21 protein-coding genes, 3 tRNA genes and 1 pseudogene are annotated in these 21,860 nt (G+C 64.9%); 14 read left to right on the top strand and 11 right to left on the bottom strand.

The genetic code is table 11. The features are described 5' to 3' along the window. Nucleotides 1–102: 102 nt before the first annotated feature. The 5 genes from VHO04_RS06725 (at nucleotide 103) to VHO04_RS06705 (ending at nucleotide 5,106) form a co-directional block, all read left to right on the top strand. Nucleotides 103–1,038, top strand: a complete 936-nt coding sequence (locus VHO04_RS06725) for a hypothetical protein (protein WP_329627594.1) — start codon at nucleotides 103–105, stop codon at nucleotides 1,036–1,038. Beyond that, complete coding sequence (tilS, locus tag VHO04_RS06720; protein WP_329627593.1) at nucleotides 992–1,993, top strand: tRNA lysidine(34) synthetase TilS; 1,002 nt, start codon at nucleotides 992–994, stop codon at nucleotides 1,991–1,993. The genes VHO04_RS06725 and tilS overlap by 47 nt, the downstream gene beginning before the upstream one ends. Before the next feature lie 98 nt (nucleotides 1,994–2,091). Beyond that, complete coding sequence (ftsH, locus tag VHO04_RS06715; RefSeq protein WP_329627592.1) at nucleotides 2,092–4,035, top strand: ATP-dependent zinc metalloprotease FtsH; 1,944 nt, start codon at nucleotides 2,092–2,094, stop codon at nucleotides 4,033–4,035. A 40-nt stretch (nucleotides 4,036–4,075) separates the two neighbouring features. Then, on the top strand, nucleotides 4,076–4,468 hold the full coding sequence (locus VHO04_RS06710; protein WP_329627591.1) for a hypothetical protein: 393 nt from the start codon (nucleotides 4,076–4,078) through the stop codon (nucleotides 4,466–4,468). 32 nt (nucleotides 4,469–4,500) lie between these two features. Next, complete coding sequence (locus tag VHO04_RS06705) at nucleotides 4,501–5,106, top strand: DUF3800 domain-containing protein (RefSeq protein WP_329627590.1); 606 nt, start codon at nucleotides 4,501–4,503, stop codon at nucleotides 5,104–5,106. A gap of 56 nt (nucleotides 5,107–5,162) precedes the next feature. Here the strand turns inward: VHO04_RS06705 and rpoZ are convergent, their stop codons facing one another. Beyond that, nucleotides 5,163–5,507 (bottom strand): DNA-directed RNA polymerase subunit omega, encoded by a 345-nt coding sequence (gene rpoZ / locus VHO04_RS06700; protein ID WP_257550991.1) that lies wholly within the window; start codon nucleotides 5,505–5,507, stop codon nucleotides 5,163–5,165. Nucleotides 5,508–5,639: 132 nt separating this feature from the next. Here rpoZ and VHO04_RS06695 point away from each other — a divergent pair, with 132 nt between their 5' ends. After that, nucleotides 5,640–6,836, top strand: coding sequence for a phosphatidylserine/phosphatidylglycerophosphate/cardiolipin synthase family protein (locus VHO04_RS06695; RefSeq protein WP_329627589.1), 1,197 nt, complete (start codon nucleotides 5,640–5,642; stop codon nucleotides 6,834–6,836). On the opposite strand, the gene VHO04_RS06690 is transcribed toward VHO04_RS06695, so the two are convergent. Next, a complete protein-coding gene (locus VHO04_RS06690) occupies nucleotides 6,833–7,468 on the bottom strand; it encodes a class I SAM-dependent methyltransferase (RefSeq protein WP_329627588.1) in 636 nt (211 codons plus the stop codon). The two genes, VHO04_RS06695 and VHO04_RS06690, sit on opposite strands and share 4 nt — an antisense overlap. A gap of 178 nt (nucleotides 7,469–7,646) precedes the next feature. On the opposite strand from VHO04_RS06690, the gene VHO04_RS06685 reads away from it, so the two are divergent. Beyond that, nucleotides 7,647–8,921 carry an MFS transporter gene (locus VHO04_RS06685; RefSeq protein ID WP_329627639.1) on the top strand — a complete coding sequence of 425 codons (1,275 nt, stop codon included), beginning with the start codon at nucleotides 7,647–7,649 and terminating at the stop codon, nucleotides 8,919–8,921. Between the two features lie 168 nt (nucleotides 8,922–9,089). Here VHO04_RS06685 and VHO04_RS06680 read toward each other — a convergent pair whose 3' ends face one another. Next, complete coding sequence (locus tag VHO04_RS06680; protein ID WP_329627587.1) at nucleotides 9,090–11,426, bottom strand: CDC48 family AAA ATPase; 2,337 nt, start codon at nucleotides 11,424–11,426, stop codon at nucleotides 9,090–9,092. Between the two features lie 160 nt (nucleotides 11,427–11,586). On the opposite strand from VHO04_RS06680, the gene VHO04_RS06675 reads away from it, so the two are divergent. Further along, nucleotides 11,587–12,465 (top strand): LysR substrate-binding domain-containing protein, encoded by an 879-nt coding sequence (locus VHO04_RS06675; protein ID WP_257551002.1) that lies wholly within the window; start codon nucleotides 11,587–11,589, stop codon nucleotides 12,463–12,465. Between the two features lie 77 nt (nucleotides 12,466–12,542). Next, nucleotides 12,543–12,920, top strand: a complete 378-nt coding sequence (locus VHO04_RS06670) for a hypothetical protein (protein WP_329627586.1) — start codon at nucleotides 12,543–12,545, stop codon at nucleotides 12,918–12,920. Between the two features lie 28 nt (nucleotides 12,921–12,948). On the opposite strand, the gene VHO04_RS06665 is transcribed toward VHO04_RS06670, so the two are convergent. Continuing rightward, a tRNA-Thr gene (locus VHO04_RS06665) sits at nucleotides 12,949–13,023 on the bottom strand. 116 nt (nucleotides 13,024–13,139) lie between these two features. Between VHO04_RS06665 and VHO04_RS06660 the strand changes: the two genes are divergently transcribed. Next, nucleotides 13,140–13,268 carry a hypothetical protein gene (locus tag VHO04_RS06660; protein ID WP_329627585.1) on the top strand — a complete coding sequence of 43 codons (129 nt, stop codon included), beginning with the start codon at nucleotides 13,140–13,142 and terminating at the stop codon, nucleotides 13,266–13,268. Here VHO04_RS06660 and VHO04_RS06655 read toward each other — a convergent pair. Continuing rightward, complete coding sequence (locus tag VHO04_RS06655; protein WP_329627584.1) at nucleotides 13,258–13,572, bottom strand: DUF1905 domain-containing protein; 315 nt, start codon at nucleotides 13,570–13,572, stop codon at nucleotides 13,258–13,260. The genes VHO04_RS06660 and VHO04_RS06655 overlap by 11 nt on opposite strands. A 5-nt stretch (nucleotides 13,573–13,577) precedes the next feature. Further along, a complete protein-coding gene (locus VHO04_RS06650) occupies nucleotides 13,578–14,492 on the bottom strand; it encodes a peptidylprolyl isomerase (RefSeq protein WP_329627583.1) in 915 nt (304 codons plus the stop codon). A gap of 74 nt (nucleotides 14,493–14,566) precedes the next feature. Between VHO04_RS06650 and VHO04_RS06645 the strand changes: the two genes are divergently transcribed. After that, a tRNA-Ser gene (locus VHO04_RS06645) sits at nucleotides 14,567–14,657 on the top strand. A gap of 176 nt (nucleotides 14,658–14,833) precedes the next feature. Here the strand turns inward: VHO04_RS06645 and VHO04_RS06640 are convergent. From VHO04_RS06640 to VHO04_RS06620, 5 genes are all read right to left on the bottom strand, one after another. Beyond that, on the bottom strand, nucleotides 14,834–14,977 hold the full coding sequence (locus VHO04_RS06640) for a hypothetical protein (protein WP_329627582.1): 144 nt from the start codon (nucleotides 14,975–14,977) through the stop codon (nucleotides 14,834–14,836). A 146-nt stretch (nucleotides 14,978–15,123) separates the two neighbouring features. Then, the gene (gene metB / locus VHO04_RS06635) at nucleotides 15,124–16,287 is read right to left on the bottom strand and encodes a cystathionine gamma-synthase (protein ID WP_329627581.1); all 1,164 of its coding nucleotides are present in this window, start codon (nucleotides 16,285–16,287) and stop codon (nucleotides 15,124–15,126) included. Nucleotides 16,288–16,389: 102 nt separating this feature from the next. After that, complete coding sequence (locus tag VHO04_RS06630) at nucleotides 16,390–16,893, bottom strand: DUF6306 domain-containing protein (RefSeq protein ID WP_329627580.1); 504 nt, start codon at nucleotides 16,891–16,893, stop codon at nucleotides 16,390–16,392. Further along, nucleotides 16,890–17,735: a LysR family transcriptional regulator gene (locus VHO04_RS06625; protein WP_329627579.1), complete on the bottom strand. Its 846-nt coding sequence runs from the start codon at nucleotides 17,733–17,735 to the stop codon at nucleotides 16,890–16,892. Before VHO04_RS06625 ends, VHO04_RS06630 begins: the two co-directional genes overlap by 4 nt. A gap of 115 nt (nucleotides 17,736–17,850) precedes the next feature. After that, nucleotides 17,851–18,891 carry a rod shape-determining protein gene (locus VHO04_RS06620; protein WP_329627578.1) on the bottom strand — a complete coding sequence of 347 codons (1,041 nt, stop codon included), beginning with the start codon at nucleotides 18,889–18,891 and terminating at the stop codon, nucleotides 17,851–17,853. Between the two features lie 403 nt (nucleotides 18,892–19,294). On the opposite strand from VHO04_RS06620, the gene VHO04_RS06615 reads away from it, so the two are divergent. The 3 genes and pseudogenes from VHO04_RS06615 to VHO04_RS06605 form a co-directional block, all read left to right on the top strand. After that, a tRNA-Thr gene (locus VHO04_RS06615) sits at nucleotides 19,295–19,369 on the top strand. Nucleotides 19,370–20,140: 771 nt separating this feature from the next. Then, the gene (locus VHO04_RS06610; RefSeq protein WP_329627577.1) at nucleotides 20,141–21,244 is read left to right on the top strand and encodes a GGDEF domain-containing protein; all 1,104 of its coding nucleotides are present in this window, start codon (nucleotides 20,141–20,143) and stop codon (nucleotides 21,242–21,244) included. A gap of 413 nt (nucleotides 21,245–21,657) precedes the next feature. Further along, nucleotides 21,658–21,860, top strand: a pseudogene (locus VHO04_RS06605) (ATP-binding protein); the annotation flags it as partial.

The raw sequence follows: 21,860 nt of genomic DNA, 5'->3' as shown, positions 1-21,860 counted from the left end.
GAGGTGATGCGGCAGCGCGCCGAAATAGGTTTGCGCGCCCACCGGTTCGGGCGTTATGAAGAGCAAGATAAAATTGGTTAATCTGTGGGGGCCTATCGGCAAATGATGAAGCATGTCACTCTCATGGGCGTGGCGGCGGTCGCGATCGCGGCGGCCGCACCGGCACAGGCGCAGGACCAGACCGTCACCAAGCGCGTTGATCGGCTCGAAAAGGAAATGCGCGCGGTCCAGCGCCAGGTCTTCCCCGGCGGCGCCCCGACTTTTTTCGAAGGTGAGATCGCGCCCGACAACACGCCGGGCGAGCGCGCCAAGGCCGCGACCCCGATTGCCGACCTGACCGCAAGGGTCGACGCGCTCGAATCGCAGCTTCAGACGCTGACCGGTCAGACCGAGCAGAATGCCTATCAGCTCCGCGAGCTCGAAAAACAGTTCACCGCCTACAAGGCCGAGATGGATAGGCGCTTCCCCGCCGAAGCCGCGGCGGAGGCGACCCCCGCCAGCCTGCCGGTGGTGCCGACGGTGAAGCCGACGCCCGCTGTCACGACAGCGGCAGCGCCCGCGAAGAAGCCCGCCGCGACGCCCGCCAAGGCGGCGTCGCCCGACGCCGCGCGCCTCGCCCTGGTCAAGAAGGTCGAAATTCCCTCGACCGGCAACGAACAGCAGGATGCCTATGATTACGGGTTTCGCCTCTGGGATGCGAAACTCTATCCCGAGGCGGAAACCCAGCTCAAGACCGTCGTGACCAAATGGCCGAAGAGCAATCAGGCGAGCTTTGCGCAGAATCTGCTCGGCCGCGCCTATCTCGACGAGGGCAAGCCCAGCCTCGCCGCGGTCGCTTTCTACAATAATTACAAGGATCGGCCGAGCGGACCCCGCGCCCCGCACAGCCTGATGTATATGGGCGTCGCGCTCGAAAAGCTCGGCCGCAAGGCCGACGCCTGCAAGGCGTTCCGCGAACTCGACGATGTTTACGGCGACAAGGCGCCGCAGGATGTCCGCACCGATGCAGCCGCCGCAAAAGCAAAAGCAGGCTGCTGACAGCAGCGAGGCCGTCGAACGGCTCGGGCACGACCTCGCCGCGCTCGCCGGTACCGACTGGCAGCGGCTGCATTATGGCGTCGCGGTCTCGGGCGGTCCCGACAGCATGGCGCTGCTCTGGCTGATGGCGACGCTGCTGCCCGGTCAGGTCCGCGCGGCGACGGTCGATCACGGTCTGCGCAAGGGATCCGACGAGGAAGCGCGCATGGTCGCGGGCTTCTGCACGCGCGAGCATATTCCGCATGACACGCTGCTTCCGCCGGCACCGATCCGGGGATCGACGCAGGCGGCGGCGCGCGCCGAGCGCTATCGCCTGCTCGACGGATGGCGTCAGGATCATGGCATCGCGCATATCCTGACCGCGCATCATGCCGACGACCAGCTCGAGACGATCGTCATGCGGCTAAACCGCGCGAGCGGGGTCGGCGGCCTGGCCGCGATTCGCGCGCGCAACGGATCGGTGCTGCGGCCGCTGCTGCACTGGCGGCGCGACGATCTGATGCGGATCGCGTTCGACAACGACATCCCCTTCGTCGACGATCCGTCGAACGCCGACGACCGCTTCGACCGCGCGCGGCTGCGCCACGCGCTGCGCGCCCAGACGACCCTCGATGTCGAGGCGGCAGCGCGCTCGGCACGCTGGCTGGCCGAGGCCGACGAAGCGATCGACTGGGCGGTCGAGCGGCTCATCGCCTCGTGGCCCGATGCGTCCGATATCGCGGTGATCCGCGACGAAGGCTACCCGCCCGAGATGTTCCGCCGCGTCGTCACCCAGCGGCTGCGCGCCAACGATCCCGGGCTGGCGCTGCGCGGCGCGTCGCTCGACGGCGTCATTGCCGCGATGAAGGCGGGCCGGCGCGCGATGGTCGGTGCGCTGCTGATCGATGCGGTTCCCGGCCTCGCCGGCACGATCTGGCGTATTTCCGCCGCGCCGCGACGGAAAGCGCGCGCCTAGGGCGAATTGGCTCATTGTCATTTAACCCGATTATCCTACATTATCGGGAGAGAAGCGCCGCGTGCGCAAATTTTGGCGCGAATTTTGGAAAGATTCCGATGCAGGACGACAAGGAACCGCAGGGCAATCCCTGGATGAAGAGCGTGATGATCTGGAGCGGCATCTTGCTTGCCATGCTCCTCGTCGCCTCGATCTTCGGGGGCGCGGCGCAGCCGACCGGCAACACGCTCGCCTATTCCGAGTTCCGGCAGAAGGTGCAGGAAGGCGCCGTCAAGCAGGTCGTATTGTCCGAGGATCGCGTCACCGGCGAGCTGACCAACGGCGACCGCTTCACCGCCAATATCGTGCGCGACCCCGAACTGCTGAAGATGCTCAACGACAATAATGTCAAATATGACGGCAAGCCGACCGAAACCGGCAATATCTGGGTCTATCTGCTCATCCAGTCGCTGCCCTTCCTGCTGATCCTCGGCATCGCCTTCTTCGTTTTCCGCCAGGTGCAGAAGAACAATGGCTCGGGCGCGATGGGCTTCGGCAAGTCGCGCGCCAAGATGCTGACCGAAAAGCAGGGCCGCGTGACCTTCGACGATGTCGCGGGGATCGACGAAGCCCGCGAGGAGCTGGAAGAAATCGTCGAGTTTTTGAAAGACCCGACCAAATTCTCGAAGCTTGGCGGCCAGATTCCGAAGGGCGCGCTGCTCGTCGGCTCGCCCGGCACCGGCAAGACCTTGCTTGCCCGCGCGATTGCGGGCGAGGCGGGCGTGCCCTTCTTCACCATTTCGGGTTCGGACTTCGTCGAGATGTTCGTCGGTGTCGGCGCGTCGCGCGTCCGCGACATGTTCGAGCAGGCGAAGCGCAACGCGCCGTGCATCGTCTTCATCGACGAAATCGACGCGGTCGGCCGCCATCGCGGCGCCGGGCTCGGCAACGGCAATGACGAGCGCGAACAGACACTCAACCAGTTGCTCGTCGAGATGGACGGTTTCGAGGCGAATGAGGGCATCATCATCGTCGCGGCGACCAACCGCCCCGACGTGCTCGACCCCGCGCTGCTGCGCCCCGGCCGCTTCGACCGCCAGGTCGTCGTGCCGCGCCCCGACATCGAGGGCCGCCAGAAGATTCTGGAAGTCCACACGCGCAAGAAGCCGCTCGCGCCCGACGTCGATCTCCGCCGTATCGCCCGCGGCACGCCCGGATTCTCGGGCGCCGACCTCGCCAACCTCGCGAACGAAGCGGCGCTGCTCGCGGCGCGCAAGGGCAAGCGCCTGATCGCCTCGAACGAATTCGAGGAGGCCAAGGACAAGGTGATGATGGGCGCCGAACGCCGCTCGATGGTGATGACCGAGGACGAGAAAAAGGCGACCGCCTATCACGAAGCCGGCCACGCGCTCGTCTCGCTGCATGTCGAGGGCAATGACCCGCTGCACAAGGTGACGATCATCCCGCGCGGCCGCGCGCTGGGCGTGACGTGGAACCTGCCCGAGCGCGACCGCTATTCGCAGAATATGAAGCAGATGAAGGCACGCCTCGCGCTCTGCTTCGGCGGCCGCATCGCCGAACAGCTCATCTACGGCAAGGACGAACTCAACACCGGCGCCTCGAACGACATCCAGCAGGCGACCGACATGGCGCGCGCGATGGTCATGGAATATGGCATGTCCGAAAAGCTCGGCTGGCTGCGCTATCGCGACAATCAGGACGAGGTCTTCCTCGGCCACAGCGTCTCGCGCGCGCAGAATATGTCCGAGGAAACCGCCAAGCTGATCGACGCCGAAGTTCGCCGCCTCGTCGAGGAAGGCGAGAATGTCGCGCGCAAGGTGCTGACCGACAATCTCGACGAGCTTCACCTGCTTGCCGGGGCGCTGCTCGAATATGAGACGCTGTCGGGCGAAGAGTCGAAGCGCGCGATCAAGGGCGAAGACATCGGCCGCGACAATGATCGGGACAAGCACGGCAACCCGGTTCAGGGCCACGCCGGCGGCCTGCCGCAGATCAAGCGCAAGCCGCGCCCCTTCGGCGACGCCAACCCGCAGGGCGTCTGATTCAGACCTTGTTCATTGATTTTGCACGATTCCGGTCCGCATGACCAACGGGGAAATGCGGATCGGATCGGCTTTTGCCGCACTCGGCGCGGGCGCTCTGCTGTGCGGCATGGCGCCCGGCGACATGAGCGTCGCGACCTTTCTCGCGCGCGCCGGTTCGATCGAACGGCTGGGGCCGCTGGCGATCGCAACCCCCGAGGCCCATTATCTGAAAGGCGAAGTGATCGCCGCGGGCAAGCGCTACAAGGCGCGGATCGATGCCGAACGCAAGGCCGGGCGCAGGACCACGAGCTGCCCGCCCGAAAGCGGCACGCTCTCCCCCGAACAATGGCTCGCACATCTGCGCAGCTATCCGCCGCAATCGCGCAAATCGATTTCCATCTATTCGGCGTTCGATGGACTGATGCGGAAGCGCTATCCCTGCCCCGCCTGATGCGGCGTGCATGAGGCGAAGAAGGGTGCGGCATGACGATCTATTGCGATGAATCGGGTGGGCTCAATACGGGCGCGATGACCTTCGCCGCCGTGATGCTTTCCCCTGATGCGGCCGCGGCGATCCATGCCCGCTTCCGCGCCGTCACCGGGCTGCGCGGCGAGCTCAAGGGCAGCCGGATCAGCCTGACCGAGCGCGCCTATCTGCTCGAACTCTTCGATCGCGCGGGCGGACGGGCGTGGGTCGCGGTGGCGAAGCGCGACAATCTTGCGCCGCCCGCCGATGGTCGGCTCGCGACCGATCTCGCGCTCTATACGGCGTTGCTCGATCTCGCGGTGAGCAACTGGCTTCCCGAAACTGGCGGCGTCTGCACCGACGTCGTGATCGACGACGGTCGCTACGACCCGGTGATCCTGGCCGGTGTGCGCGAAACGATCCAGGCCGGGCTTGCCGGTTGGGGCCAAGCGTCGCTCGCCGACAGTAGGCGCTCGGACGGCGTGCAGATCGCCGACGTGATCGCGAACAGCCTGTTCAACGTCGAAATCGGTTCGCCGCGCGCGCACCGCATCGGGGTCATCCTCGAACCCATGCTCGCCTCGCGCGCGATCCGCATCGCCGAACTCACCACACTCCTCTGAATCAAGAAGGGCCGCGGTTTCCCGCGGCCCCCTTGGTTATCGACTGTCGTCGGCGCTTATTCGAAGTCGCCGCCGCCACCGGCCGGGCTGCGCGGGGGCGCCGCCGCGGTCAGGCGAAGCGCTTCGGCCGAACGCGCGATCGAGCTGATTTCGTCGGGCGTATCGTCATCATCGACGACGACCTTCTGGAGCGAACCGACGAGCGCATCGCCGAGATCGGTGGGGCGCACCGTCTGCTCGGCGATTTCGCGCAGCGCGACGACCGGATTCTTGTCGCGGTCGCGATCGACCGTCAGTTCGGAGCCGCCCGAGATTTCGCGGGCGCGATGCGCGGAAAGCAGCACCAGATCAAAGCGGTTGGGAACCTTGTCGACGCAATCTTCGACGGTAACGCGGGCCATTGTGTTTCCTTAGAAGCGGAGAGGCCAGCCAGAGGCATGGCGGCAAGCGCTGCGCGCTAGCAGCGGGCGCCGCCGATGTCAATCAAACCCCTGCCCTTGCGGGCTCCACGCCCCCAAGCCTATGAGCAAGGCATGACCGAGCCCGATGCAGCCGCCGGCCCCCTCGATACGTTGAAAGCGGACGTGGCGGGCCATCGGCTGGAGGTGATCTTCAACGGCGAACGGCGGCTCGAGCGGCTGCTCGCACTGATCGGCGGCGCGATCCGCAGCGTCGACCTGATCATGTATATCTTCGAGGACGATGATGCCGGGCAGCAGATTCTCGGCGCGATGACCGCGGCGGCGCAGCGCGGGGTGCGCGTGCGCGCGGTGATCGACAGCTTCGGGTCGGGCGACATATCCGACACCCTCTTCGCGCCTCTCCGCGCCGCGGGGGGCAGCGTCATCTTCTTCTCGCGGCGCTGGCGATCGAGCTATCTCGTCCGCAACCACCAGAAATTGCTGCTGATCGACGGCGAAGCCGGCGTAACCGGCGGCTTCAACATCGCGAATCCCTATCTCAGCAACCGGCGGACGCATTGCTGGTTCGACCTCGGCATCGTCATCCGCGGCCCCGTCGTCGCGGATATGACCAAATGGTTCGAGGCGCTGCACGATTATACCGTCCACGACGACGGCAAGCTGCTGGTGCTACGCCGGCTGATCCGCGAATGGCCGGTCGATGGCAAACCGCTGTCCTGGCTGGTCGGCGGCCCGACCCAGCGCCTGTCGCCCTGGGCACGGATGGTGCGCGGCGATCTGGTCGGGGCACGGCGGCTCGACATGGCGATGGCCTATTTCTCGCCCGGTCAGGGGATGCTCCGGCGGCTCGGCCGGGTCGCGCGGGCGGGGAAAGCGCGCTTCGTGATGGCGGCGAAGTCGGACAACCCCGCCACGATCGGCGCCTCGCGGCTGCTCTACGGCTATCTGCTCCGTAAGAAGGCAGCGATCTGGGAATATCAGCCGTGCCGGCTGCATATGAAGCTGATCGTGATCGACGACGTTGTCCACGTCGGCACCGCCAATTTCGACATGCGCAGCCTGTTCCTGAACGTCGAGGGGATGCTGCGTATCGATGATGCGGGCTTCGCCCAGCAGATGCGCGACTTTCTGGACGGGCTGAAAGGCGATTGCGAAATCGTCACCGCCGCGAGCCACAAGGCGCGGGCGAACTGGCTGACGCGGCTGCGCTGGACGCTCGCCTGGTTCGTCGTCGGCGTCGCCGATTATACGGTGACGCGGCGGCTGAATTTCGGGCTGGGGGAAATCGATCCCGAGAGCGAGATTTAGTCCTTCCAGCCCCAGAAGAGGAAGCAGGGCGGGACGTTCACCCATTCGAACGCATTGTCGATGCGCCGGAAATGTGCCGCAAGGAAATCGCGGGCGCGGGCGCGGAACTGATAGACGAGGAAGGCGCCGCCCGGACGCAGCACGCGATGAGTCGCGGCGGCGATCGCGGGGCCGACCCCCGCCGGCAGCGTCGAGAAGGGCAGGCCCGACAACACATAGTCGGCCTGCTCGAATCCGTGCGCGCGGACGATCTCCTCGACATCGGCGGCCGAGCCGTGGACCGCGATGAAGCGGCTGTCCCGAATGTCCTTGCGGAGATATTCGATGAAATCGGGGTTGGTATCGATCGCGATCAATGTCGCATCGCCCGCCATGCGTTCGAGAACCGGGCGGCAGAAGGTGCCGACGCCGGGGCCATATTCGACGAACAATTTCGTATTTTTCCAGTCGACCGGGCGCAGCATGTGGCGGATCAGCGTCGGCGAGGACGGGACGATCGATCCGACCATGACCGGATGCTTGATGAAGCCCTTCACGAACATCCCCCACGGTCCGAAAAAGCGCTTCAGCTTCTCGCGAACCCGGCGGATCGGCGAGACGGTCGATTGGGCCTGCGCCCGAGGATTGGTCATGACGGCTTTCGCATTGTTGCGGCTGGATAAGTGCGTGGCAAAATCGGCCCGCCAGCGCAAGGAAAGAGTCGGTCTTGACACTGGACAGCCCCCCTTTCGCGTGTAGGAAGACGCTGACCGCGGCGCAGGGCGACCGAAAGGGGACGAGGTGACGGCCAAATCGATTCCTGCCGACCGTATGGCGGTGCTGTTCGCGGTCATGCTCGTTGCCGCCGCCGGCAACACCGCGATGCAGTCGATCCTGCCCGCGATCGGTGCCAAACTTCGCATTCCGGACGTCTGGGTCAGCCTTGCCTTCAGCTGGTCGGCGCTGCTCTGGGTGCTGACCGCGCCCTATTGGGCGCGCCAGTCCGACAAGCGCGGCCGCAAGGTGCTGATGGCGCGCGGGATCATCGGCTTTTTCCTGTCGATGGCGCTATGCGGCCTCGCGCTGTGGGCGGGCTTGTCGGGTTGGCTCGCTGCCAGCACGACCTTCATCCTCTTCGCCTTGTTCCGCAGCCTCTATGGCGGTTTCGGGTCGGCATCGCCGCCAGCGGTGCAGGCCTATGTCGCGGCGCGCACCGACGCCGAGGAGCGCACACAAGCCCTGTCGCTCGTCTCCTCATCCTTCGGCCTCGGAACCGTCATCGGCCCGGCTGTCGCTCCCTTCTTCATCCTGCCGATCTTCGGCCTCGCCGGCCCGCTTCTCGTCTTTGCGGTCATCGGCATGATCGTGCTGGTGATGCTGCGCTGGCGGCTTCCGAACGACACGCCGCGCTTTGCCGCCCGCGGCGCGATCGCCCCCTATCCGCTTTCCGCCGGCCCGGCCGAGCCCACCGCCGAGGACGAGAATGACCGCGACCCTGCGACGCAGGAGTCGCTCGGCTGGCGCGACGAGCGCGTTCGTCCCTGGCTCTACGCGGGCTTTTTCGGCGGTCAGGCGCAAGCGATGATGCTTGGCGTCATCGGCTTTCTGATCCTCGACCGGCTGCACCTGCGGCTGAAACCCGACGAGGGCGCCGCGATTACCGGCATCGTGCTGATGGGCGGCGCCTTCGCGACGCTGCTCGCACAATGGGGGCTGATCCCGCTACTCAAGATGACGCCGCGCACGACCGTGCTCTATGGCGCCGCCTTTGGCGGGACGGGAATCATCATGACGGGACTGGCGCAGGATATGCACGCCATCGTCATCGGTTTCGCCTTCGCGTCGCTCGGCTTCGGTCTCTTTCGTCCCGGTTTCACCGCGGGTGCGTCGCTATCGGTCCCGCGCCGTGATCAAGGCAGCGTCGCGGGCATGACCGCGTCGATCAATGGGTCCGCCTATATCATCTCGCCCGCGATCGGTGTGCTGCTCTACAACTGGCACGCGATGGCCGCCTATGGTCTAATGGCCGCCTTCTGCGCCTGGCTGGTGGTGTGGGGCTGGTCCGCGCTACGGCAGGACCAGACTGTTCCGGACATACATATTTAGAGCGGGATCACATTGCCTTCACTCGTCATTGCGAGGAGCGAAGCGACGCGGCAATCCAGAGCGTGCGTAAACCGCCCTGGATTGCTTCGCTTCGCTCGCAATGATGAGCGAGGAAACCAAAGTCATCAAGCTCCCGCGCCATCCCGGCCTTAGCCGGGACGCGCAGGTTCAATCCTTCGTCTCTTCGGGCGGATCGTCGGGATGCTTCCGCTCGCGCATCGGCTTGAGCATCCCCGGCGCGAAAAAGCCGATCGGGTCGACGCTCATCGCCGCCTGCTTGATCTCGCCCTGGATCTTTTCATAATCCCTTTCCATGGCTTCGGTCACCGACGCCCGCGTATCCTTCAGCGCCGCCTCGAAATCCGCCATGGTGACGACATCGCTGCTCAGCGACCGCTTGAGCGCCGCAAGACCTGCGCGGCGGACGAGATCTTCCAGATCGGCGCCCGTGAAGCGCTCGCTGCGCTCGGCCAACGTGTCGAGCGACACATCGTCCGCAAGCGGCATCCTGCCGGTGTGAATCTCGAGGATGCGCTTCCGCCCCTCGGCATTCGGCACCGACACATAGATGAGTTCGTCGAGTCGCCCCGGACGCAGCAGCGCCGGATCGATCAGGTTCGGGCGATTGGTGGCGCCGATGACGACGACCGACTGCATCTCCTCGATCCCGTCCATCTCGGCGAGGATCGTGTTGACGACACGTTCGGTCACCTGCGGCTCGCCGGATGTCCCACTGCCTCGAGCGGGGACCAGGCTGTCGAGCTCATCGATGAAGACGATCGTCGGCGCGACCGCCCTTGCCCGCGCGAACAGTCGTGCGATCTGCTGCTCGCTCTCGCCATACCATTTGGAAAGCAGGTCGGACGATTTGATCGAGATGAAGTTCGCGTCGGATTCGCGCGCCGCCGCCTTCGCCAGCAGCGTCTTGCCGGTTCCGGGCGGCCCATAAAGCAAGAAGCCTTTCGCCGGGCGAATGCCGAGCCGGCGGAACGCCTCGGGATTCTTGAGCGGCAGTTCGATCCCTTCGATCAATTTGTCGCGCGCGGCATCGAGGCCGCCGATGTCGCTCCAGCGCGTCTTTGGCGCCTGCACCATCACCTCGCGCATCGCCGATGGCTGCACCCGCTTTAGCGCGTTGTTGAAGTCATCGCGCGTGACGCGCAATTCCTCCAACACTTCGGGCGGGATCGTCCCGTCCTCAAGGTTGAGCTTGGGCATGATCCGCCGCACCGCCTCGATCGCCGCCTCGCGCGTGAGCGCCGCCATATCGGCGCCGACGAAGCCGAAAGTCGTGCGTGCGAGTTCGGCCAGGTCGATATCCTCACCAAGCGGCATACCGCGCGTGTGGATGCCCAATATCTCGCGGCGGCCGCTCTCGTCGGGAACCCCGATCACGATTTCGCGGTCGAACCGGCCCGGACGCCTGAGCGCCTCGTCGATCGCATCGGGACGGTTGGTTGCCGCGATGACGACGAGGTTCGTCCGCGGTTCCAGCCCATCCATCAGGGTCAGGAGCTGCGCGACGATGCGCTTCTCCGCCTCGCCCGTCACCTGCCCGCGTTTCGGCGCGATCGAATCGATCTCGTCGATGAACAGGATCGAGGGCGCGGCCTTGGTCGCGGCCTCGAACACATCGCGCAGCCGCTTTTCGGATTCGCCATAGGCGCTGCCCATGATCTCGGGCCCGTTGATCAGGAAGAATTGCGCCTCGCTCTCGTTTGCGACCGCGCGCGCGAGCCGCGTCTTGCCCGTTCCCGGCGGGCCGTGGAGCAGCACGCCGCGCGGCGGATCGACGCCCAACCGGCGGAACAGTTCGGGATAGCGGAGCGGCAGCTCGACCATCTCGCGAAGCTGGTCGATCGTATCGCCAAGCCCGCCGAGATCGTCGTAGGTGACGTCGGTGCGCCGCGTATCCTGCGGCTCCTGATATTCGGGAAGCAGTTCGACTTCGGTATTCTCGTCGATCGTCACGATCCCCTTGGGGCTCGCGGAGACGACGAGCAGGCGCACTTCGGCAAGCGCATAGGCCGGTGCGTTGAGCATCTGGCGCAATTGTGGCGGCATGTCGCCCGACGGCAGCCGCTGCTGCCCCGCGGTCGCAACGGTGTCGCCCGCGACGAGCGGGCGCCCGAAGAAGCTGCGTTTGAGCGCGTTCGCGGAGCCCTGAAGCCGCAGATTCTCCTGCGCGGGTGCAAAGACGACGCGCGTCGCGGGGCGCGTTTCGGCGCGGCTCAATTGCACCATGTCGCCCGCCCCCGCGCCAGCGTTGGCGCGCTGCAGGCCGTCGAGGCGGATGACCTCCAGCCCCTCGTCCTCGGCATAGGGCGCGACGACGCGCGAGGCGGTCTCGCGCTTGCCGCTGATCTGGATGACGTCGCCTTCGGTCACGCCAAGCTGGGCCATCGCCGATCGCGGGATGCGGGCAATGCCGCCCCCGCTTTCCTCGGCGCGCGCATTGGCGACTTGCAGTTTGACGCTTTTCTCTTTTACCGCGGCGTCGGCCAAATTCTTTCTCCCGCAAAGAGGTCAATATGCGGAAGATAGGATGGTCGTTCCCGATTTTCGACCCCCGTTCGCTCGGAACGGCAGACGCCAATTACACCGCACCGCACAAATTTTCTGGCATGTCAGTAAGTGCCATGCCATCACCGCCGCTGAGACGATCATGCAACGCCTTCCCCCCCTCAGCAGCATGGAAGCCTTTCTCGAGGTCGCACGTCACGGCACGGTAAAGGCGGCCGCGAGCGAGCTTGGCCTGTCGATGCCGGCGCTATCGCGGCGCATCCAGACGCTTGAGCACGCGGTCGGACGGCCGCTCTTCAACCGTCACCATCACGGCCTCAGCCTGACCGAGACGGGACGCGAGTTGCAGGAACAATTATCGCCGATCATCGACGATCTGCGCGGGGTACTCGGCCGTGTCGGCAGTCCCGACGCGTCGCTGCGCCTGCACCTCAATGTCCTGCCGCTCTTCGCGCAGCAGCGGCTCTTTCCACGCCTGCCCGAATTGCGCCGCCTGCACCCCGAACTGCATATCGATCTCGACACGCTGTCGCACGCCGAGGCCCGGCTGGGCGAAGGGATCGACGCGGCGATCGCGCTCGCACGAACGATCGATCCGGCGCTTTATGCGGCACGGCTCGACCAGGACAAGGTTTTCCCCATCGCGGCCAAGACGCTGACCGACGACGGCCGCGCGATCACCGTCCCCGAACAATTGCAGCGCCTGACCGTCCTGCTCCACCGCGAAATGCCCGAGACCTTCGCCGAGTGGCGGAAGGCGGTCGGCATGCCCTATCTTGAGCCGGCGGGGATCGATTTCTTCGATTCGGGTCCGTTGATGCTCGAAGCGGCGGCACAGGGCATCGGGGTCGCCTTCATGCATGGCCATCATTTTGACGATGCACAGGATCCGCGCCTCGTCCGCCTGTTCGATTTCGATGTCGACAGCCCCTACAGCTATTGGTTCGTCTGCCGCCCGCGCGCGCTGCGCCAGCCGTCGGTCAAGCTGTTCCACGACTGGCTGCTGTCGGCGCGAATCTGACGAACCTGAGGCCAATTCACAGGAGGTTCAGTCGCGGGAGCCGAGCATCGCGGTTCTGCCACCGAGGGAGAAAGCCGATGCGTCCGGTCCTGTTGCCCGTCCTGCTGTTCGGCTTGCCGTCACTGGCGCACGCCCAGTTCATTGTCACGCCATCCCCCCGCAACGACCCGATGCCCGGCATCGCCGATCACGGAACGATGACACCGTCCCCGCCGATCGGCCACGAGATCGGCGAACTGCGCGATCGCATTCGCGACGGCCGCAAAAGCGGCGAACTGACAAAAAGAGAGGCCAAGGGATTGAAGCGCGAGGCCGACATGATCGGCACGCTGTCCGAACGCTATGCCGCCGACGGCCTGTCCGATTCCGAACAGCGCGAGTTGGAGATGCGGATCGAGGTGCAGCGCGCAACGACGGCGCGGCAACGCCTACTGAATGACGACCAACACCCCTGATCAGCCAGTGCCGGCAATTTCAGGAAACTGGTGCTGCTGGAGAGGATTGAACTCTCGACCTCACCCTTACCAAGGGTGCGCTCTACCACTGAGCTACAGCAGCATCCGGGTGCCGGCGAGCGCATGCTCGCTGGGCAGGCGCGGCCTATGGCGGGGCGCCTTGCCGCTGTCAAGGTGCGAGGCTTGACGCTACGCCGATTTCGCCGCATCGCCCCCTTTGTGAGCAAACCGCCCTCCCCCGCCGACCTCGAACGCGAACGCCGCCTCGCCGAGGCGCTGCGCGCCAACCTGCGCAAGCGCAAGACGCAGGCGCGCGAGGCGAAGGCGGAAAACCCGCCTAAAGACTGACGGTCACCGTCACCGCGTCGCCCTCGGCAAGGTTTTCGGCCTTGCGGACCGCGGCCTTGACCGGAAGCAGCCAGCCGCCGCTTTCGCGGTGCGGAAAGACCGAAGTGTTCCAGCGCGTATCGCCGATCGTCGCGCGCACGCGGGCCGAGCCGAAACCCTTGCGGCCATCGAGCCATTGACCACCGATCGCGGCAAGGCGAATCCCATCGGCCGCCTCGCCCGCAATCGTCAGGAAGAACCACGCCGCCGGCGCGGTCGCCGACTGCCACCGCCACAGCGGCGTCGTGACGGTGAAATCCTCCACCGCGCCTATTTCGCGGCGACAGGCCGGATCGGAACCGGAATATTGCAGATGTCGGCGCCACCCGCGGGTGCGATGAAAAAGGGATCGCGGCGATTCTTCCGCGCGTCGGCGTAGCGCGCAAAGCTGTCGCTGTTGGTCGACAGATATTCGAACTTCGGCTGCTCGGCCGCGGGCAAGTCGGTCGCGAGCCGGATCGAAAGGATCGGCACCTGCTCCTCCGCGCGCGCATAGACGCCGAGATCGCCCGTGCCGCGCGGCAGGCTCGACAGATGCTCGATCCCGCTGATCACGCGGCCGACGACCGCGATATTGCGGTCGAGATGGCGCGGCGCGTGGCCGATGACGGCATAGAGTTCGGCGCCCGAGCCCGTATCGGGCGACATGTTGCGGCCGACGCCGACCGCGCCGTAGCAATGGACCGGCCACCAATAATCACCGCTCTGGGCAAGCGGCCAGCCATCCCTGATATCGGCCGTTTCGGCATAGGAATCGACCAACCCAAGCCGGCCGAGTTGTCCCTCTTCGGCGGCAGGCACGCGCTGGACATAGTCGCTTTCCGGCACCGTCACCAGCCGCTCGGGCAACGGCTTCTTCTCGGTCGGATCGCCCCATTGCGCGACATAATTGTCCTGCACGCGGGTGACGGCGGTGCCGTCCCACCAATGCGCGGCGGCGAGCTTGCGAATGTTGCCAATCCAGCCCTGGCTGAAGGGCGGCGGCATCAACTGGATGACGACGCGGCGCGGCTTGCCCTTCGCATCGGGCGCGAGGTCCATGACCAGCATGTCGGACGGCGCGATCGCGATCCAGTCGCTCGCGGGCGCCGCGGCGGCAATCTCACCCGGCGATGGGACCGGGGCGGGTTCCCCGGCATGAACCGGAAGAGCAAGCAGGGCGACGGCCAGGAGCAGATTTCTCATGCGGACTGTCTGCCACGCCCATCCGACTTGCGAAAGACCCGGCAAGCGATTAGGGCGCCCCTTCCAGAGCATGCGGAGCGGTGGCCGAGTGGTCGAAGGCGCTCGCCTGGAAAGTGAGTATACGTCAAAAGCGTATCGAGGGTTCGAATCCCTCCCGCTCCGCCAAGATTTAGATTTCCATATCGTTTGGATCACCGCCCTGCGCGACGTCAGCGGAATTTAGGTCGCCGTGCGTAAATCGGCACCGCCCCAATTCCGCCCCAATTCCGTTCGTGTCGAGCGAAGTCGAAACACGAACAGGATGGTGGGTCAGATTAAGGGCTCACCGCTCTAGATAGCACTCATTCAGCGGGGCCGTGCCGCCAATATTCGCCTCTGATGCGACGGCGGTGGCGCGCCTTTTTGATGGCGCCCGTCACGCCATAAACGATCAGCGCGATCAGAAACGCGGCCATGATCGATGCATAAAGATATCTGTGTTCCACCGGGTAAGCTCCACGAACTTTCCCCCCCGTGCGCGAACGCCTATATCAATTATGTTTCAGGATCGCGAATCTGCCGGACCGATTCCTCTAACGGGCTGGCGGAATAAACGGGTTTTGCCTCAAGGAGATGAGGCGTCGCGGCCGCGTCAGCAGGTCGCCAGTCCCGCCTCCAGATCGTCCAGCAGATCCTGTTCGGCCTCGAGCCCGACCGAAACACGGAGCAGGCCGGGGCCGATCCCCGCCAGCGCGCGCGCTTCGTCGCCCATGTCGGCGTGAGTCATCGTCGCCGGATGGACGATCAGGCTTTCGACCCCGCCCAGCGATTCGGCGAAGGTGAAGACGCGGAGCGCGCCGATCAGCCGCTTCGCCGCCTCAACGCCGCCCGCGAGTTCAAAGCTCAGCATCGCGCCGAAGCCCGATTGCTGGCGCGCCGCGAGGGCATGGTCGGGATGGCCCGGCAGGCCCGGATAATGGACCGCCGAAACCGCGGGGTGACGGCTCAGCATCTCGGCGATCGCCATCGCATTATCCTGCTGCGCGCGCATCCGCGCGAACAGGGTGCGGAGGCCGCGCAGCGTCAACCAGGCGTCGAACGGCGATCCGCCGCAGCCGACGACATTGGCCCAATGCGCAATAGACTCCAGCCCTCCGGCGCCGGCGGCGATCACTGCGCCGCCGATTACGTCGGAATGGCCGTTCAGATATTTGGTCGTCGAATGCATGACATAATCGGCGCCGAGCGCGATCGGTCGCTGAAAGGCCGGCGACAGAAAGGTGTTGTCGACCGCGACCATGGCCCCCGCCGCCTTCGCGCGCCCCGCAAGCGAAGCAATATCGACGACGCGAAGCAGCGGATTACTCGGCGTCTCGATCAGCAGCAGCGCGGGTCTCTCGGCCAGCGCCGCCGCAACCGCAGCATCGTCGCGCTGGTCCACGAAGCGTAGCGACAACTGACCCAGCACCTCGCGCGCCTTGAGCAGCCGCATCGACCCGCCATAGCAATCGTGCGGCGCGACCACGCGCCCCCCGACGGGAAGCTGCGACACGATCAGGTCGAGCGCCGCCATCCCGCTCGACGTGACGACCGCCCCGGCGCCGCCTTCCAGCTTCGCGAGCGCGCCCGCCAGCAGGTCGCGGGTCGGGTTGCCGGCGCGGCCATAGTCATAAGCGCGCGGATTTTCGAATCCCGCGAATTCATAAGTGCTCGACAGATAGAGCGGCGGCGCGACGGCGCCGAAGGCCGTGTCGCCCGCGACGCCGTGCGCCGCCGCGATCGTCTCGGGCCGCGGCGAATGGTTCGGCTTGTCCATGGGCGTCTTTCCTGTCTCGATGAGGTGTCGCGGGCCTGTTGCGCAGCCTGCCGGGGTTCGACAAATGCATATTCTTCATGGCTGACGCGCGAAATTTTGCCGTCAAACCGCCCCGTTCGGCGACGGCCCGTTCGCATCCAGAAAGGTGGCCGCGCTGTCGATATTGACCTTATGGCTTTCCAGCATGTCGCGCAGGTCGGCGTGGAGCGCGTCGTCGCGGACGCGGCGCATCAACTCGGCGAGCCTCCGCACCACCCACGCCTGGCCGCGGTTGAGGAAAGCGAGGCGCTCGATCGGGTCGGCAATCGCCATCGCCTTGCCGCGAAACGCGCCACACTTGCGCGACGGGGTGCCGCCGAGCCGCCGGATCTGGCGCGACAGCATCGCGCACCAGCGTGCTTCGTCGGCGCGGACGGTCCGCATCATCGCGGCATGGTCGGCGCTCACCGCATCGCCGACGCTCCCCAGCGCGACGCGCGCGCCGGCGCGTTCGGCTTCGAGCAGTTCGTTGAGCGCGGCCATGATCTCGTCGCGCGGCGCATAGCCCATATAGACGTCGTCGGCTTCGGCGCCGTAGCAGACCGGCGAGGCGCGGTCGCCGCTCATGCTGCCCCCGCCGCCGCGCGTAGCCCGCGCCGGATGCGCTCCATTACGCCCGCGTCCGCCGTAGCCGAATGAACGACGTGCGCCGAATAGGAAAAGGCGGGGCTGTCGGCGACGATCGCCAGCCGCCCCTCGGCGAGATGCGGCCGGATGAAGCCTTCGCGGAAATAGCCGCTGCCGCCGGTGGCGAGGATATAGTCGAGCGCGAGCGGCCCATAGTCGATCGAAACCACGGCATTGGGTTGTTCGGGAAAGGCCGAACGATAGCCCGCGGCAAAATCCGCGCCCCAATCGATCGCGACATGATCCTCCGCCGTCAGCGGCCGGTCGGTCGGCGTCGTGCGGACGAGCACCAGTTTCTCCTCGAACAGCAGTTCGGCGACGACCCCCGGCAAGGGCGGCGCCGCATAGACCACCGCGACATCGAGCGACCCGTCCTGCACGCGCTCCATCAGCCGGTCCGAGGTGTCGATCGACGTGCTGACCGCAATGTCGGGGCATTCGCGGCGCATCCAGAGCAGCCAGTGGCGCAGCAGCGGGCTCCACAGGCTGAGCTCCGCGCCGATCGTCACCACCGTGTCGCGTCCGGGCGGCAGTGCGATCGCGCGCCGCGCTCGATCCCAGACCTGGACCATCGTCGTCGCGAAGCGCAGGAATTGCTCGCCCGCCGGGGTGAGCCGCGCGCCCGCCTTGTTGCGGACGAAAAGCGGACGGTCGAGTTGCGCCTCCAGCCCGCGAATGCGCGCGCTGACCGCGGTCTGGGTGAGGTTCAGATTGGCTGCGGCGCCGACAAAACTGCCGGTTTTTACGATTTCCAGAAAGGTGCGCGCGACAGCGACATCCATATCGATTTTATTTCTGAACCACCCATAGCAATCATTTTCTTGCTACTTCCTAGGCGCTGCGGCGCCGTCTGGCAAGGCGGCTTGGTGCCCGTTGAGCGGTGTTCCCCGCCGCCGATCAGGCGGCGAGAAGGACGTGGCGATAGGCGCTTTCCTCGAACGCGTGCCCCGCGCCCGTCGCGACGCAGGTCAGCGCGTTGTCGGCGACGCGGACGGGCAGCCCGGTGGATTCGGCGATCGCCTGGTCCAGCCGCCGCAGCAGCGCGCCGCCGCCGGTCAGCGTGATGCCTTCGTCGATGATGTCGGCCGCGAGTTCGGGCGGCGTTCCTTCGAGCGCGGCGCGCACCGCGCTGACGATCTGCGATACGGGTTCGGCGAGCGCGTCGGCGATCTCGGCCTCGGTCACCGTCACCTCGGACGGACGGCCGTTGACCAGGTCGCGCCCCTTGACCGCCATCGACAACCCCGCGCCGCCGGGCGCGACCGCCGATCCGATGGTGAGCTTGACGCGCTCGGCGGTCATTTCGCCGATCATCATATTATGCTTCCGGCGGATCGACGAGGCGATCATGTCGTCCATCTTGTCGCCGCCGACGCGCACCGAATTGCTGTAGGCGACCCCGCCAAGCGACAGGACCGCGACCTCGGTCGTGCCGCCGCCGATATCGACGACCATCGTGCCGAGCGGCTCGGTGACGGGCAGCCCGGCGCCGATCGCGGCGGCGAGCGGCTCCTCGAGCAATTGCACGCTCACCGCCCCCGCGTTCGACGCCGCGTCGCGGATCGCACGGCGCTCGACGATCGTCGAGGCGGTCGGTACGCAGACGACGACGTTGCTGCGGCGGCGCAGCCGGCTCGGCCCGCCGAGCGCCTTGTCGATGAAATGCTTGATCATCTGTTCCGCGACCTCGATGTCGGCGATGACGCCGTCGCGCAGCGGGCGCAGCGCCTCGATGTTCGAGGGCGTCTTGCCCATCATCAGCTTGGCGTCGTTGCCGACGACCTTGACGCTGCGGACGCCGTCGCGCGTTTCAAGCGCAATGACCGACGGTTCGTTGAGGACGATCCCCTGCCCGCGAACATAGATGACGGTGTTCACGGTCCCGAGGTCGATGGCGACGTCATGGGCGTGGGGCGAAAAGCGCTGAAGAAGATTCATTTAAGGGGCGGCACCTTGGAAAAGAACATGGACCTGGAGCCAACGGTCCCGCCCCCCGGCCTCCCGCCCTCTCCATCCGCCGGGCATGTGGAAAGCCGGGCGCAGCGTCAATCGCGCCGTGAGGCAGGCCGTGGGTTTCCCGCGCCTGACCGATATTTCCGCCGCCCGCCGACACCACATGGCGCGCGCTTTACGCAAAAGCTCGCCTGGACGGTCGAAATACCAGCGGAAGAGAGCTCAAAAATATTCCCACTGCGTGGTGGAAACAGATCAACATCATCATCGTCATCCCAGCATCGCGGCGCGTTTCGCCGGGCCCGATACCAGTCCCGCTAAGGAGCAGAAAACAAATGCCAGAGGGCGCTTGTCAATATCGGGCCTCGCTGTTAGAGGCGCCCGCGTTGCCGCTTTAGCTCAGTTGGTAGAGCACATCATTCGTAATGATGGGGCCACAGGTTCGAGTCCTGAAGCGGCACCACTTAAATCATTGAAAATAAATGATTTTTGCCAATAAAAGCGAAGCCTTGGCGTGCCCGATCGCATGAAATGGCGGAGCTCGCATCCATTATGAGACCGCGATCCGCACGCGTGAGTTCGCCGGGCACGCCTACAGCTCGCCGCTATCTTCCAGCCTGACGAATGCGCAAACTGCTTCAGATCATGTGACGATGAACCGGAATGAGCGGAAACCGCTCTAATGCCCGCAGTGGCCGATGATGGTCTGGCAGGACTCGGCATGGACAATGATAGCCGCCACCCAATTTTTGAGCCCCGCCGCGGGCAATATATTATCTGAGGCTTCCCGCTTACCATCAGACAGATGGTCTCGAAGCAGGGAATTTCCGCTTCGCCTCATCGGGCCCAGCCATTGGTTCAAGACCGAAGCACGTAGCCAGTCGCGCCCATGATTGCATCTTTGAGGTTTGTTAATGATGCAAGCTCCATAAGGAAGGTCGCGAGGACGTTCCCTGCCCTTATGAGAAGGTGGGCTCAGATGTCAGGCTTGGTTACGGCCATAGACTCGTCGCCCGGCGCCAGTTTTTGGGGCATATTGTTTTTTCGCTTTGCGGTCGCGGGCGCACATAACTGTCTTGCCAGAGGTTAGCCTTTGCCTGTGTCCGCTCTTGCCTGGGCTTCTCCCATCACATTTCTGCTCTGCGGCCTGGCCCTGATCCTCGCCGCACGGAATGGGCTTCCGACAGCGCAATGGGGCAGAGCCCTATGTCTGCTGGGTGGAGGGTTCGGCCTGATGGCGATCCCCACGCGGGATTTTTCGACTATCAAGCCGTTGGCGGAAGATTTGCTTATAATTTTGGGCACGACCGCCCTGTGCCGGGCCTTGGGGCAACGGTTCAGGCTCCATCCCAACCCGAATTTCGAGATCATAGTCATTGTTTTGGCCATGTCTCTGGCCGGCGGCTCGCTCGCCATGTCCCAAAGCCATAAAATGGAAGCCTTCTTCATTCAGTTCGGCTGCACCATATTATTGACTTTTCGCCTCTACACTATTCGGAACGCAGTCAGTACCAAAGCAGATAAAGTTCTGTTCTATACCTTTCTACCGCTCACCATATTCGTCGGAGCGCAGTGCATTTTCTATATTTTTGCGAAGGACACGCCGCCCATAGTGGGAGCCTGGCGCGAATCTTTCTGGGGTATGTTGATTCAATATACCGGCATCATGGTCGCCGTTCCCTTGTCCTTCGCGGCCATGTTCGCGGTCAGCCTGGATTTCATCAACTTCTATCGCGAACATGCCCATATCGATCCCCTCACCCGAATCTTGAATCGGCGCGGTATGGAAGCCTTCTTCCTCTCGGCCAAGGAAGCCGGGCGCCTGACCAAGCCCGCATCTGCCTTCGTGGCCGACATCGATCGTTTCAAGAGCATCAATGACAGGTTTGGCCATAATGTTGGCGACAGGGTTATCGCTGGCTTCGCCGCGTTGCTGCAAAGCCAGATCGATGCCAAAGGATGCGCGGCGAGATTGGGCGGGGAGGAGTTTGTAGTCCTGCTACCCGACACCTCGCTTGATGAGGCGGCAGCGATTGCCGATCAAATTCGGATAGCGTTCAAGGCATCGCACTGGCCGGATATTCCCGGCGACCCGGAATTTACCGCCAGCTTCGGTGTGAGTTTCTTCAGTCCCGCGGATTCGATCGCATCGCTTCTCGCGAGAGGGGACGAATGCCTTTATCGTGCCAAGCAGGGTGGGCGCGACCTTGTGGTGCCGGATAGCGCGCGCGTCCCGGCCCTAACCGCGACGCTTTCAGCTCATGTCCCCGACCAAATCGACCTTGTCACCGAACGGCTTAGTCCAGCGAGCGTCGGAAGACCCGAAAGCGAACATTGACGGCAAGACGCGCGCGAACATTGTTTCGCCGCCGTCAGCCCCATCAATACCACACCCAAACGCTCAGCTACCGTGAGCTTTTGGCTGATAGCGGAATGGCCGTTTGGACAGTGATCCTTCCAAAACGGCCGCTCCATGATCCTGGTTGCGTTCTACCCCCGCTGGGAGTCGAGCACTTCATGTTCATTGGCAACCCGTTGGGCCTTGTTGCAGCTTTCGATGAGGAGCTGATAGGGCGGAAAAATCTTGGTGTAGACCTCAGCCCATTCGGCGGCATCGTCGCGGTTCCATGTCCTCTGAAGCTCGGACGCGACGGCAGCCGTGTCCATCGGCACGACGCCAGCCTGGACGACGCGCGCGAGGGTGATTTCCTGCGCCATCTTCGAATAGGTGCCCGAGGCATCGACGACGGCGAAGTGGTGACACGCCTCGAAGAGGAGACCCGGATCGGCAAAGGCGGGACCCTGGCGGCGCAGCTGTCGCGGCTCGACCTGATCGTGCTCGACGAGCTCGGTTATCTGCCGTTCGCCCGCTCGGGAGGGCAGTTGCTGTTCCACCTCATCAGCAAGCTTTATGAGCGGACCAGCGTCATCATCACCACGAACCTCGCCTTCGG

It is taken from the genome of Sphingopyxis sp. (assembly GCF_036261875.1).
In the GTDB taxonomy this organism is placed as follows: Bacteria; Pseudomonadota; Alphaproteobacteria; order Sphingomonadales; family Sphingomonadaceae; genus Sphingopyxis.
This window is presented reverse-complemented; position numbering and strand designations above follow the sequence as displayed.